Annotated in this window: 13 protein-coding genes; 6 read left to right on the forward strand and 7 right to left on the reverse strand. The window is 37.6% G+C overall.

The window, feature by feature from the left end; genetic code table 11:
• Nucleotides 1-72 precede the first annotated feature (72 nt).
• The 5 genes from AAOP42_RS07430 to AAOP42_RS07450 all read right to left on the reverse strand — a co-directional run bounded on the left by AAOP42_RS07430 (nt 73) and on the right by AAOP42_RS07450 (nt 3,737).
• The gene (locus AAOP42_RS07430) at nt 73-936 is read right to left on the reverse strand and encodes a DUF350 domain-containing protein (protein ID WP_349527850.1); all 864 of its coding nucleotides are present in this window, start codon (nt 934-936) and stop codon (nt 73-75) included.
• A gap of 47 nt (nt 937-983) precedes the next feature.
• Nucleotides 984-1,709, reverse strand: a complete 726-nt coding sequence (locus tag AAOP42_RS07435; protein WP_349527851.1) for a hypothetical protein — start codon at nt 1,707-1,709, stop codon at nt 984-986.
• A gap of 130 nt (nt 1,710-1,839) precedes the next feature.
• Nucleotides 1,840-2,391, reverse strand: a complete 552-nt coding sequence (locus tag AAOP42_RS07440; RefSeq protein WP_349527852.1) for a DUF4178 domain-containing protein — start codon at nt 2,389-2,391, stop codon at nt 1,840-1,842.
• 220 nt (nt 2,392-2,611) lie between these two features.
• Nucleotides 2,612-3,328 (reverse strand): PspA/IM30 family protein, encoded by a 717-nt coding sequence (locus tag AAOP42_RS07445; RefSeq protein ID WP_349527853.1) that lies wholly within the window; start codon nt 3,326-3,328, stop codon nt 2,612-2,614.
• 13 nt (nt 3,329-3,341) lie between these two features.
• The gene (locus AAOP42_RS07450) at nt 3,342-3,737 is read right to left on the reverse strand and encodes a CesT family type III secretion system chaperone (RefSeq protein WP_349527854.1); all 396 of its coding nucleotides are present in this window, start codon (nt 3,735-3,737) and stop codon (nt 3,342-3,344) included.
• A 235-nt stretch (nt 3,738-3,972) separates the two neighbouring features.
• Between AAOP42_RS07450 and AAOP42_RS07455 the strand changes: the two genes are divergently transcribed.
• Nucleotides 3,973-4,761: an XRE family transcriptional regulator gene (locus AAOP42_RS07455; protein WP_349527855.1), complete on the forward strand. Its 789-nt coding sequence runs from the start codon at nt 3,973-3,975 to the stop codon at nt 4,759-4,761.
• A gap of 13 nt (nt 4,762-4,774) precedes the next feature.
• On the opposite strand, the gene AAOP42_RS07460 is transcribed toward AAOP42_RS07455, so the two are convergent.
• Nucleotides 4,775-4,993, reverse strand: a complete 219-nt coding sequence (locus AAOP42_RS07460) for a hypothetical protein (protein WP_349527856.1) — start codon at nt 4,991-4,993, stop codon at nt 4,775-4,777.
• 67 nt (nt 4,994-5,060) lie between these two features.
• Entirely contained in the window at nt 5,061-6,014 is a 954-nt protein-coding gene (locus tag AAOP42_RS07465) for a CPBP family intramembrane glutamic endopeptidase (protein WP_349527857.1), read from the reverse strand.
• 396 nt (nt 6,015-6,410) lie between these two features.
• On the opposite strand from AAOP42_RS07465, the gene AAOP42_RS07470 reads away from it, so the two are divergent.
• The 5 genes from AAOP42_RS07470 to AAOP42_RS07490 all read left to right on the forward strand — a co-directional run bounded on the left by AAOP42_RS07470 (nt 6,411) and on the right by AAOP42_RS07490 (nt 14,195).
• Nucleotides 6,411-7,094, forward strand: coding sequence for a TetR/AcrR family transcriptional regulator (locus tag AAOP42_RS07470; RefSeq protein WP_349527858.1), 684 nt, complete (start codon nt 6,411-6,413; stop codon nt 7,092-7,094).
• A 14-nt stretch (nt 7,095-7,108) separates the two neighbouring features.
• On the forward strand, nt 7,109-8,854 hold the full coding sequence (locus tag AAOP42_RS07475) for a peptidase domain-containing ABC transporter (protein WP_349527859.1): 1,746 nt from the start codon (nt 7,109-7,111) through the stop codon (nt 8,852-8,854).
• Between the two features lie 4 nt (nt 8,855-8,858).
• The gene (locus AAOP42_RS07480; RefSeq protein ID WP_349527860.1) at nt 8,859-10,214 is read left to right on the forward strand and encodes an HlyD family secretion protein; all 1,356 of its coding nucleotides are present in this window, start codon (nt 8,859-8,861) and stop codon (nt 10,212-10,214) included.
• Nucleotides 10,211-11,608, forward strand: coding sequence for a TolC family protein (locus tag AAOP42_RS07485; protein ID WP_349527861.1), 1,398 nt, complete (start codon nt 10,211-10,213; stop codon nt 11,606-11,608). The genes AAOP42_RS07480 and AAOP42_RS07485 overlap by 4 nt, the downstream gene beginning before the upstream one ends.
• A 715-nt stretch (nt 11,609-12,323) precedes the next feature.
• Complete coding sequence (locus AAOP42_RS07490) at nt 12,324-14,195, forward strand: hypothetical protein (RefSeq protein WP_349527862.1); 1,872 nt, start codon at nt 12,324-12,326, stop codon at nt 14,193-14,195.
• The last annotated feature ends 132 nt before the right edge of the window (nt 14,196-14,327 follow it).

Genomic DNA, 14,327 nt, shown 5'->3' on the forward strand with positions numbered 1-14,327 from the left:
CTAACACTATTTTTCCTTTTTATAGAAAAAGGATACGCCTAAAAATCTAAAGTAAACTGGGGCTTTTGAAAACTATAGCGACCAACTGATCAATACAGAGCCACCTATATAAGCAAATGCTTCTACCAAAGCAGCACCGCAGTTGGGGTGCTGCTGATTCACAATTTCATCTGTCAAGTTTTGACCCGGCAAAAGAATTTTATCAGTCAGGAATCTCACTATAGGTAAAAATACCAGTCCGATTCCCACATCCACTCCTACATCGGTAAGGGTAATTGTCCAACTTTCAAAGTCGTGCATCAGGGCAAAACGGATCAGATTGGCTATGGCAATAATCGCTCCTGCAAATCCAATTCCTACAGCAATATTTCCCTTTTCGATATGATCATGAATGTCATAAGGAGTGATTAGATTATATACCAGAGAAGTAACAAACATCAAGGCTTGTCCTAAAGCCCAATATAAAAGTGCTGTGATAATTGGCCCTCCCGCTCCATGCCCTTCGCCATGAATAGCTCCCAGGATAATTAATCCTGTGGAAACAGCCATAGCACCTTCTACTATTCCTGTACCAGTATTTTTTTGATCAACAATTTCTTTTTTTACATTAAACTTATTCAGGATTACTTTATCGTTGATAATGATGGAAAGATTGAGAAGAATGATAGAAAGCCCTCCGTAAATGCCTATGTCCATCAGGTCGTTTATCAGTCCGTCGGACTCTCCCAATAGGGCACTGCCAATTGCCAGTAGCAATCCTATAAAGTACCCAACATAGGCTACAGAAAAAGCGAAATTGTCATTTTCAACCAATTCATAATTAACCTTTATACCCGGGTGAAAAAGTTGATAGGTTACTTTTCCTACAAAAAATAAAAAGAAAGAAACAGCCAGGTATATGATGGTTGTCAATATGCCGTCTAAGATTGGTAACATGGTTATGAAGGTTTATGGTTTATGGTCATTTTTTTGAAATAAGAAGGTTATTTTCCAAAGCCCCCTCCTCTAGAGCGAGATGTAGAGCTACTATATCTCGATCCTGATCTTGAGGTTCTGCCTGCCACTCTTTGTTTGAAGCTGGAATTGTTTCTGCTCCACGAAGAATTAGGTCGGGAGCTACTGGTATAGCTGCTATTGGTTCCGTAGTATGACCTGCCTCCTGTGGTAGGGCCGTAGTAAGAACGTCCGGTTCCGTAATAGTTGCCACGATAGTCGTTGTAATAAGATCTACTGACAGGATAGGTAGCCATACGAAACATGCTGCTCATAAAAGCGTATTGCCCGTAAAAAGCCCAAAAACTACCGCCATTTCTGTTTTCCCATTGCCCGTATTTTGGGTTGCCTACATAGTTGTTGTAGCCTGGGGGGCTGGCGGATTTGTGCAGTTTGCCATCTTCACCACGTGAAGCTATTTCCATTCCCATATCATCAACATGTTGGTTGAAAAAAAGCTCATCCACTTCATACCATCCTGAAATATATTCCTCTGGCTTGCCTTCTTCCCTTTCCTCAATTATTTTATATTGGTGTTTATAGGTTTCGAAAAAGCTACCTTCAACATCCATGTCATTGAGGACTATGGAAAATACCCGATCAGCGGGCATATCCTTAATAAGGAGATCAACGGGGTTTTTCTGGAATTTTTTTCCGCCACATCCATAGAGCAGGGCTAAAATCATCAGAATGATTATGCTTTTGTAAGCTTTCATTGTATCTGTTTACTTTGAATTTAAACTTCAGTTTTTTATTTTTTACTAATTTAACCTTTTGCCTATAAGGAGCAAAGTCATTTATTTTTTACCCTATAAAAAGTGAAAAAACCAGGCATAAGAGAGTTTATTATTTTCCTGACGGAATGATGTTTGAAATCTCATATTCCTTGATCACTTTTCCTGCTGATGCGTCAAATTCCCGCTCTCCCCATTGAGTAATGCTAATAATGAGAGTTTCCTCATCATTGTAATATTCCCAGCAAACAAGCTCCTCCCAGTCGTCAGTTCCTTTGGTTTTATCATTAAAATAGCCCGCAACATCTGTATCCAGGTAGTACTGTATTCCGTCAAGTTCCAGTTTCTTTGGAGGTCGTTCCTTTTTAATGGTTTTGTCGATAATGTCTTCATCCAGTTTCCTCATCTTGATGTTTTTACTCACAGTAAGGAACAACTCTCCCTGATCTTCCACACTTAGATAAAGCACTTCGTCACCAGAGTCAATCATGTATTCTTTCGAGAAGTTGTTATTTCCCCAGTCATATTCATATACCTCCTTCACCTGCCATGATTTCATGTCATAATCCAGAATGAACCCTTGATCTAAGTCTTTGACAGACATATTGGTAATGTCATACTCAGGTTCTTTTTCTTTTTTCTTTAAAAAATCAAATACTCCCATAATAATAATTCCATTCACTGATTACCAAATACTCTTTGGAATAGATATAGCCCAGCTAAAATGATTAAAACCATTAATCCAATCTTGAAAAGGATACCGAAGATGAACCCTGCGAGGAACAATACCACGGCTACAACCAGCAATATTTTTGCTAAATCAAACATATCTTTTTTACTTATTGGATCGACTGACAACCTATGACTGACAGTCGGTCTTTGGATTAGTCTTTTTTGTCCAGTCCCATTTTGGCTTTCATGGCAGCAAGGCTATCGGCAGCTTTTATTTGAGAAGAATCACCTTCCAATACCTTATTGATTTCGTCATCAATACTTTTGCTCTCATTGGCAATTTCACCATAAGATTGAGCCAAAGCTTCATCCTGAGCTACCTTGTCTTTCATTTTTTCCAGCATAGCAACAGTACCTGACGCATCAACCTGCGATAGCTGTTTGTTGAGGTTTTTGGTAGCGGCACTTACCTTCACTCTTGCTTTCAGGGTTTTCAGTTCATTTTCATACTGGCTTACTGTTGAACGGATTTTTTTCACGTTCACGTCCAGTTGAGCCACACTGGTCTCGAATCTTTCCTGCTCTTCTTTCGACCTGTTCATTTGTCCGGTAGCCTCTTCTTTTTTCACCAAAGCCTCACTTGCCAGTCTGTCGGCTTCTGCCGAATCTATTTGACCATCGGCACCTTTTTTCAACAAAAGCATGGCCTTACTTTCATAGTCGCTAGCTTTGTTTTTGTAGGTTTCCACGTCATTCTTTGCCCTGATGGCCATGGCCTTCACTTCAGCTAATGCCTGTAGGCTTTTGTCAAGATCCTTCTTCAAGTCTCTGATACCTTGCTCTGTTAATTTAATCGGATCTTCTAATTTGTCAATCGCAGAATGTGCTTCTGCTTCTCCTATTTTGAAAAGTCTTTTAAACATGTTCATGATTCTTTCTATTTTAGTTTTTTGATAATTTTAGTATTTCATTGGAGTATTCTCCCAGAAGCATTGCCAATGAATTGAATGTTGCTTCGATTTCGTTTAAGTCGAGGTTTTCAAGCTCATGTGTATTTCTGAAAAGTACTTTTTTGCCCGACTCGTCCAGCACAAAAGCTCCATGTATGATGTCCCTGCTTTTTTGCATCAATTGCCTGTAAGTGTCAGCTGTTGGATTTTTCAATTCAACAATAAATTGTTCTACTATTAGCAAAGGATCCGCTATAACTAACACAAGATTTTTGATCCCCTGAGATTCGTTTTCTATTACAATTAATCCATCTTCCTGATTTTCATAGCTTACTGCGTATCCCAGATCCAATAAATATTCGTTTACTTTTTGAAAGTAATTGTCCATTATTAAAATTGTTTTATGTGCGTAATTAAATGTTGAATGGTATTGTTGTATTTTCAAATTTAATTACTAATTGATAGCTTATTCAATATTGATTGTTAAAAAATGGTTTCCTTATCAGGGGGAGGTCTTAATTTCATATTTGCTTGTGTTGTTTTGATTAATTTGGCTATGTTTACGTAAACTTAATGCAAATAGTTTTAGTTATGCAAATATAATTAGCTTATTATTTTAAATTATGTCAAGGATAGGGAAAAATATAAAAAAGATAAGATCGCTCAAAAAGATCAATCAAACTGAATTTGCAGAGATTTTTTCTTTGACAAGAGGTAGTATTGGTGCCTATGAAGAAGAAAGGGCTGAACCGAAATTAGAAACGATTATTCAATTAGCTAATTATTTTGGCTTATCTATAGACGCACTGGTAAACAGAGAACTCACTGTTACAGATCTTTACAGTTTGGACATTGTAAATGAAAAACTCAATGAAGCGCACCAGTTCAAAAAGGAACCTGAAGTTGCTTATAGGCGAGGTGGAATCGGGCTGGTGAAAATTGACAGCCAACTGGAGTATGTTGTCAATTTTGGAAACAAGGATTACATCAACAAACTGCCATTCATAGAGCTTCCTGTTAACTTTAAGGGAGTCACTCGTGCGTTTGAGCTCAAAGGAAATGAAATGGAATATCACCAAAATGGGTTGCATCATGGTGATATTTTGCTATGCCTTCAGTGTAGTTTAGCAGCCAAAAAACCGGAAGAAGGTAAGGTATATGTATTGATTGCCGATGGTAAAATCATTACCAGAAGGTGGAAAGAAATGAGCGGAAGCAAACTGGTCTGGATCAGTGATGACCCAAACTATGAACAACTGGAATTGTTGCCTGATGTCATTCAGGAGCTTTGGGAAGTGAAGGGTGTGTACAGTACTTATCTGAATCCACCTAAAATGCTTGAAGAAAAAGTGATGATTCTTGAAAGACAAATGGAAGAGTTTTCGAAGCAGTTAAGGAATTTAAAGAAGTAGAAAAGCTTTTAACCTATAAATTTTTGATTTTCTTCTTGATTGAACTAATCTCTTTGTCCGGCTCACCCAATGATTCTGCTACGAAGGAATAAAAATCTGATGATTCTTCTTGTAATTCGATAAGAGCATTTTCGATGCTTTTTTGTCGTTCAAGCATAAACGAAAATTTTGCTTCTGTTACATTTTTGTGCCTGTCGAATCGCTGGATTAAATTTTTGATGTTGTCACTCATTGTCCTGCCAGTTTGTTACTATAAATGTACTTTCAATTTGGTGAACGAACAAAGTAATGGTTGCGTTTTATCGGTCATATGCATTCTGTAGCCAGGCAAACAACTCCATGCTCCATGCCAGGGCTACATGTAGGATGACTCCTCCCCAGATTCGGTTGGTATAAAAAGCCAAAATCCCTATAAGATAACCACCAAATGCGGAACTGATGGTTTCGGGCAGAGGCTTACCAAAATGCAGAAACACATAACTGCCTACCATAGCGAGTACGGCATGACCTCCTAAAGTTCTTGCAAAAGCAATTACCAGAAAGCCACGGAAAAACAGTTCTACACTGATATAGTATGATCCATAGACAAGCTCATAAATTAATACTGAGACAAATTCCGGAATTTGATGAAATGTGGCAAAGTCAGTTCCCCCGGAGTGTTTATATCTAGGGTAGTAGGTGTTTAATTCTGCTATAAAAGAGGCCACAGCCATTCCTCCAAAAACCAGTGCTACCAATAATGCGTAAGGTTTTAAGTCAAATTTTTTCAATGTTAAACCATACCAATGATTTTCACTATCTCTGTTTTTTTCGTAGAAAAAGTAAAAAACAAGGATGGGTATTACTGTGGCCAGAAGGCTGTCTCCCCACGATATATTTTTAAAAGCAAAGTAATAGTCTGCTTTTGGTAATGATTTGATAACATCATAAAAATAATAAAACTGTCTGTCGAAGCTTATGATTGCAAAACCTACAAAAAACTTGATCCAAAACTCTTTTGATTTTACCCAACCAGTTTCGATTTTGTACAGATATAAGAACATGCAGGTAACCAAAAATGGAAATGACATGTGCAGAAACATAAACAACCACTTGAGTTCTGATCCGGTGTAAGAATCCAGTATAGAATCCTCAAAATCATATTTGTAATTGAAGTAGGTGCATATAGATAGAAAGACAGCAACTGACAAGTACAATTTTAGATGAAAATGGTCTTTCAGGTATTTTTTTAAGTAGCTAAGAATGGTATTCATTGGAAGTGTCGGTCTGATTTGGTTGCCAGTTCAATGATAAATCTCTTCCTTAAGAATCAAATAATAAAACAAGTTAAATTTTACTTAAAATTCTGGTTTAAGGAGTGGTTTTTATTTTTCTAATTGCATGTGCAGGGTTGGATAGGGTTTTCCTAATGCATCCAACTCAGAACGCTTTATTGTCTTGAAACCACAATGATGATAAAATCCAATCGCTTGGCCGTTTTGTTCATTCACATCTACTTTTGTCACATTCAATTTCGTGTTTCATTGTTTGATAGGAACTGATATTGCCTCATTTATAGAAGATTTATCTTATTTGTAAACAAAGTAAACCTTTTACATTTATAGTCGTAATAGTATTACTATTATATAAGGTATATTTACTTTTACATCATGGCAACAGTTACTATTCAAATCGGAGAAAAGTATTATAGCAAAGACCCCTTATCAACTGAGCTTGGTAGAAAAATCGTTTATGCCGGAATTGAAATGTTGGATCAATTGGGGTTTGAAGAGTTTACTTTTAAAAAATTGGCAGAAAAGATAGGATCGACCGAAGCATCAGTTTATCGCTATTTTGAGAATAAATTAAAGATGTTAGTCTATCTCACTTCATGGTATTGGGCTTGGATGGAATATATGATAGATCATAAAACACATCATATTCAGGATAAAGAGTTGAAATTAAAAGAAGTTATCAAAATTCTTTGTCATGTAGATCAGGGTCATTTGAGTATGGATTTGCCAGGTGTCAATACATCTTCGCTGCGAAGGGTGGTTGTTAGCGAGTCTGACAAAACGTATTTGACAAAAAAAGTCGATGAGATCAACAATCAAGGGTTATTCAAGGGTTTTAAGGGGTTATGTCATAAAATAGCAACTATTATTTCAGATGTTAATCCGGCGTATCCATATCCTCATGCTTTTGTAAGTACTATATTGGAGGCCTCTCATCAGCAAGCTTTTTTTGCTATGCACCTGCCATCGTTGACAGAAATAAAAAAAGAAAGTGCAAGGACTGTTGAGCAGCAGGTTTACCTTTTTATAGATGCATTGATTTTTAAAGTACTCAAATAATTTTTTTACCTAAAATGAATAGTAATACTATTAATAGCGAAAGTATGAATGTCTATAGTGATACTGGGTTTACACCTATAAGGCGCCTTTTTAAAATGCTTTCTCTGGATAGAAGGGAGATATTTATAATCTATGCCTATGCTATTTTTAATGGTTTGATCAATCTTTCACTTCCTTTGGGAGTACAGGCTATTATTGGATTTGTTATCAGCGCAGAGTTTTCTTCTTCATGGGGGCTTTTAATTTTTATCGTTGTTTTGGGTGTGGCTACTTCAGGTATCATTCAGATTCTTCAGTTGTCGTTGACAGAATTGCTTCAACGCAGGATTTTTACCCGAGCTTCATTTGAGTTTGCATTTAGGATACCAAGATTCAAGATGGAAGCGATTTCTGGTTTTTATGCTCCTGAGTTAATGAATCGGTTTTTTGATACACTTAACGTTCAGAAAGGGTTGTCGAAAATACTGATAGATGCTTCTACCTCTGTTCTTCAAATTTTATTTGGATTGGTTTTGCTTTCCTTTTATCACTCGTTTTTTGTCTTTTTTGGAATTGTTCTCGTAGGTCTAATATCCCTGATATTTTTAATAACAGGCCCTAAAGGGCTCAAAACAAGTATTATGGAGTCAAAATACAAATATCAGGTAGCACATTGGCTTGAGGAGTTGGCTAGGGTAATGGCAACATTCAAACTCGCAGGGCAAACCAACTTGCCTCTTGATAAAATGAACCACTATTTGACTAACTACCTGAAATTCAGAAAAGAACACTTTAACATCTTAATTCTTCAGTTTTCCAACATTGTGGCTTTTAAAACCATAGTTACTGGCGGCCTCTTAGTATTGGGTAGTATTTTGGTCATCAATCAGGAAATCAATCTTGGCCAATTTGTTGCATCTGAGATCATTATTCTATTGGTTTTAAACTCATCTGAAAAACTGATTTTGAGTATGGAAACCATTTATGATGTATTGACCGGGCTGGAAAAACTTGGACAGGTAACGGATATAACTATAGAAAGTGATGAAGGGATTGATCTTAATGAAATAACTCAGGGAAAAGGTATTTCACTTGAACTAACCGGGCTGACATACAAGTTTGCAAACAATAATAAACCCACTATAAACAATGTAAATCTGGTGGTAGGGGTTGGCGAGAAAATATGTATTACAGGAGTGAATCAATCCGGGAAATCTACCCTACTTGCTCTTATCTCTGGATTATATAATGATTATGAAGGATCCATTCACTATAACGGTATTCCATTGGGAGACATTAATATAATGAGCTTTCGATCTGTAATCGGTGACAATCTTGGATTACAAGATTTATTCTATGGCACTTTGGAAGAGAACATTACAGTAGGAAAAGAAGATATAAAGATAGAAGACATACTTTGGGCAATAGAGCAAGTTAGGTTGAGTAGTTTTTTCAAATCCCTACCAAAAGGACTAAATACCATGATTCAACCCGAAGGTCAGGGCTTATCTACTAGTATTAAGCGAAAAATTTTACTTGCACGTACGCTTGCCGAAAAACCCAAACTTATAGTGATGGATCACACATTGCAGGGCCTGGACTATGAGGATAGAAAACATATTAGCTCAATTTTACTTGACCCTAAGTCAAATTGGACTTTGTTAGCAGTTACTAACGATCCATTGATGCTTTCAAAATGCGATAAAATAGTTACTATGGAGCATGGTACCATAGTAGATATTGATCTAAGAAAAAAGATAAATAAACCCAAAACAACATAAAGTAATGCTGAATATTTCAGAAAATCCAATCGACAGGGATGAGGTATTAAAGGATCAATCGGCTTATAAGGATGTCATGGGAACCTCTGCTTCTCGTAGATTGGTTTTTCTACTCTCGGGAGTTTTTCTGATTGGTTTTGTTATACTGTTTTTGCCCTGGACTCAAAACATACGTGCCAGAGGCAAGCTCACCACTTTGCATCCGGAAAATAGAGAACAAAACATTCATTCAATGATATCCGGTAGGGTAGAAAAATGGTATGTGAGTGAAGGTCAATTGGTAAATAAGGGTGATACTATAGTATTTATCTCTGAAGTGAAATCCGAATATCTGGATCCAAAACTCATAGAACGATCGGCTAATCAAACGGATGCCAAAAAAGCATCTATAAGTGCTTACAAAGATAAAGCAGATGCACTGGCAGATCAAATAGATGCTTTGCAAAGAAATAAGAAATTAAAAATTGAACAGGCTGAGAATTATTACAGACAGTCCAGGCTTAAGGTAGTATCTGACAGCATCGACTTTCAAACCGCTTCGATTAATTATGAAATAGCGCAAAAGCAATTTGAGCGTCAACAAAAGCTTTATCAGCAAGGACTGAAATCCCTGACAGAACTGGAACAAAGAAAACAAAAACTTCAGGAATCACTTTATAAAAAAATTTCTATTGAAAATAAATGGCTGTCAACTAAAAATGAATTCATCAATGCTAAACTTAATCTAACGATTGTTCAAAATGAATTTTCGGAGAAAATAGCAAAAGCTAAGTCCGAAAGAATGTCTGCCCTATCCGGTGCATTGCAAGCAGAAGGGGATTTCAACAAACTATCGATACAACAATCCAATTATGTCAGGCGATCAGGATTTTACTACATTACCGCCCCTCAGGATGGCTATGTCACCAAAGCGATCATCACTGGCATTGGTGAATCAGTAAAAGAAGGTCAGTCAGTATTTAGTTTTATTCCTGCCAGCTATGATTTAGCTGTAGAAATGTATGTACGTCCGATTGATCTTCCCCTTATTCAGGAAGGGCGAAAGGTACAGCTCCAGTTCGATGGCTGGCCAGCATTGGTTTTTAGTGGTTGGCCCGGTATGTCTTTTGGAACATACAGTGGCAGGGTGGTAGCTTTTGATAAAGCAGCCAGTCCTAAGGGAGAATTTCGGATATTGGTAGCTCCAGATCCCAATGCTGCAGATTGGCCAACCTTGCTCCGGCTTGGATCAGGTGCTTATGGAATAGGATTGCTTAAGAAAGTGCCCGTTTGGTACGAGATATGGAGAAATCTAAATGGATTTCCTCCTGATTTTTATATGGAAGAATTGGGTGTTAAAACCAGTCAAAAAGCAAAATGAGACAGATTCAATTATTGACCATATTGATACTATTGCTTGGCCATTTCGCTACTTGGTCACAATCAGGGAACAGCAGTGTTTTAACTTTAGAGCAGTTTTATCAGCAGATTCACCTACACCATCCTATAGCAAAACAAGCTGTCTTACTTAAGACTCGTGGTAATCTTATAGTGAGTCAGGCAAGGGGTTCGTTTGACCCTAAAATTGTTTCGGATTATAATCAAAAACAATTCGATGGAAAGACCTACTTTGATCTATGGGATACTTATGTTCAAATACCCACTCTGCTCAATGTCGATTTGAAAGCTGGGTACGAAAGAAATAAGGGGACATATTTAAATGCGGAAAACACTGTACCAACAGATGGATTATATTATGCCGGCATTTCAGTGCCATTTGGTCAGGGGCTTCTAAAAAGTGAACGAAACATCAATTTAGAAAAAAGTAAATTTGAGAAACAATCTTTTGAAAACCAGGCACAAAATGTACTCAATAATTTGTTTTTTGATGCCAATTTCGCCTATTGGTTGTGGTATGAAAACCATCAAAAAAGAGAAACTGTTGCAACCAACTTAGAACTGATTGAGCAAAGATTTGAAGGAATAAAACAGTCAATTGCCAATGGTGATAAGGCTTCTATTGATAGTGTGGAAATGCTCATTCAGGTGCAGCAATGGTCCAACAAGTTGAAAGAAACCGAGCTGAATTCACAAAACAGTATGCTCTTGCTTCAAAATTTTATATGGACAGATGGTTTGGATTTCAATACTTTATCACCGTATTATGAGGACAGTGCATTTACTATCAATTTGGATTCTCATTTAGATTGGGCGTTGAAAAATCATCCTGATCTAAAAAAACTAACAATTGAGAGCAATCTTCTTGAAATGGATCGGAAATGGGCTAGTGAACAATTAAAGCCAATCATTGATGTAAATTATAACTTGCTACTCTCAGGGCAGGAAACAGAATATGCGCCCATTTATTCTAATAACTACAAACTGGGAGTCCAATTTGTTTTTCCATTACTGATTAGAAAAGAGAGGGCCAAACTTAAAATCGTGAAGGTAAAGCAACAGGAATACGACCTTAAGATCAATCAGAAAAATCGTGAAGTGATTAACAAAATTCAGCAGAGTTATAATAAGGTGTATATTTTGCAGGAGATGATTCAAAAACAGGAACAAATCCAGGTAAACTATGAGCGAATGCTTCAGGCAGAGCAGACCAAGTTTGAAAATGGAGAGAGTTCCGTGTTTTTACTCAATAGCCGGGAAAACAAAAAGCTTTTGGGACAAATCAAATTAATCGAGCTTCAGTCAAAATTTAGCCAATCGGTAGGAGAGCTTAAATGGGCGACAGGAAAATTGTATGATGATACATTTCCAGAATGATTGCGTAATAAATATTTAATCAAGACACAACAGGCACTTTTTGATTGTCTTTGTTAATCCTATTTTTCAAATAATTCCAGATTTAAATAGATTATAAAATTGCTTTTAGAGCATAAGGATTCAGCTTGTAAATAGTACCGATTCAATAATATATTATCTTTCGTCAGCTTAAAATATTGTCCAATAAAATGTAGCGCATTCGGTAAAATCATAATAATCATTTGCATTTCATTTTTCCATCTCAATTTGTAGCTTACATTTCAACTGTGAGAACGTTACCTTTCATTTGAAATATTATATAGAATTTCTTCTACCTACCCATCCATTCGAATTTATACCCACAACTAAAACAAAGGGGTGGTCAAACATTCTAGACATATTTGGACGAATATGCATTGGATTCTTGGTTTATCAAACCATTGCTGCGTTTAGAAGATTTGGTAGAAAATAAAACCGATCAATAGACTGCCCACATTGTGAGTATTTATTTGACCTGTGCAGCGAGTATACCACCCCGATCTTTAATAAAAGCCGGATGCGACTACTTTGCAGAACCTACCTTACTAACACGAACAAATCGCAATATAATTTGCAAATAGCACGTAACTCATTCAGAACCCCGAATAAGTAGGGGATAGTAAGAATTTTAATTGCGTTTGCCTTAGGTTTGATGAAGTATGTGTATTTATTTTATGGATTCCATATAATTTAAAGTATGAAAACAAAATCCATATTAAAGCTTCTCATTGTACCAATACTGGCATTTACGTCAGTTTACCAGACTTCAGCACAAACAGGATCGGCTAGTGAACCGGTGCGCTATATCGGTGGAGTAACCATAGACCCCAATGTGCATGAAGGGCGGTTGCGGTATGCTATCGGAACTGAAAGCATACAGGTTTTGAGGGCAAACAGAACCTATCCAGAACAAGCGGAGGATTATGGCTGGACATACAATCATGCTCCAAACATGGCATATTGGAACGAAACATTTTTCCTGCAATACCTTAGCAATCCGCAGGACGAACATGTAGCTCCAGGTCATACCTTGTTGACTACTTCCACTGATGGCCGTCATTGGGAAAAACCCAAAGTGGTTTTTCCTCACTACAAAGCACCAGAGGGAGTGACCATCCCTGAAGGGTACGAAGGGTACATGATGCACCAACGAATGGGGTTTTATGTTGCTCCTAATGGTCGTTTGTTGGTACTTGGTTTTTATGGACACACCAGAGATCCCTTCGGCAAAGGTGGTATCGGCCGGGTAGTCAGGGAAGTGAAAAAAGACGGAAGTTTTGGGCCTATATATTTTATTAGGTACAGCAGTTTTACTGATTTTAATGAAAAGAATACCAGCTATCCATTCTATAAAAAATCAAAGGATAAAGAATTTATAAAAGCCTGTGAAGCCCTCTTAGGAGATCGGCTAAAGACGCTGCAATGGCTGGATGAAGATTACGGCAAAGATGACTTTTATGGAGAAGGAAGAATTGCGGATTCGCTTCAGGCATTTTCTTATTTTCACCGCAAGGATGGAAAAGTGGTCGGCTTGTGGAAATTTTCGGCAGCTGCTACTTCTGAAGATGAGGGTCAGACCTTTTCTGACCCTGTGAAGATTTCTACTTTGCTGATGGCTGGCGGTAAAAATTGGGGACAAAAAACAGACGATGGCCGATATGCTATGGTGTATAACCCGATCGAGATACAGGAGTATCGTTACCCTCTTACGGTCATCACCAGCGATGATGGAATTGTCTTTGATGATATGATTTTGGTTCAGGGAGAGGTGCCTCCCAGAAGATTTTATGGTATTTGGAAAGATTTTGGCCCTTGCTACACACGTGGTATTGTGGAGGGAAATGGAAATCCTCCGGGCGAGGAGATGTGGCTGACCTATAGCATGAACAAAGAAGATATCTGGGTCAGTAAAATGTCTCTTCCTATTAGATACAAAGTGGAAGGAGAGATACGTGAAAATTTTAACCAACTTTCGCCGGATGGTTCTATATCGGATTGGAATATTTATTCTCCAAAATGGGCATCTGCCAAGATTGTAGAGGAATCCAAAGAAAACAATGTTTTGCAGTTGGTGGATAAAGACCCTTACGATTACTCTCGTGCTATCAGGGTATTTGAAGAAAGCAAACAGGTGAATATTAAGTATCGTGTGAAGCCAAAGCAAAATGATTCGGGAATTCTGGAAATAGATGTTGTTGACAGATATGGCAACCGGCCTGTTAGAATCCATTTTAAACCCGATGGTCAGTTGGTGGCTTTTGACGGGAGCAAGGAAGTAGTAATCCGGAAATTTGATGCAAATCAGTGGTATGACTTTGAACTATCCATTGATGCCACACCGCATGGGAGTTATAGCCTTGCTGTAAATGGCAAGGAAAAGATCTCCGGGTTGCAGCTTTGTGAAGCTGTGAAATCTGTGGAGCGGCTATCTTTTCGTACCGGAGAATACCGAATCTTACCAACCAGAAAAACGCCTAATGAGGTAGAGTCGGAACCACTGGAAGGTGCCGACGAATCCGTTAAGGAGTCTTCATTTTGGATTGATAACGTGGAAGTAATCAATGAATGATTGGTTCCACTTACATGGAATCTTTGCCCGCTCTTTAGTGTTTGCTGAATTTCTTGTCCGTATTGTTGATAGCTTTCATAACTGCTTTCACATTGGTTGGCTCAACTTTTTTCAACCCAGGAAACAACAAAT

Origin of the sequence: Reichenbachiella sp. MALMAid0571, assembly GCF_040151475.1 — a bacterium.
Classification (GTDB): domain Bacteria; phylum Bacteroidota; class Bacteroidia; order Cytophagales; family Cyclobacteriaceae; genus CAXBNB01.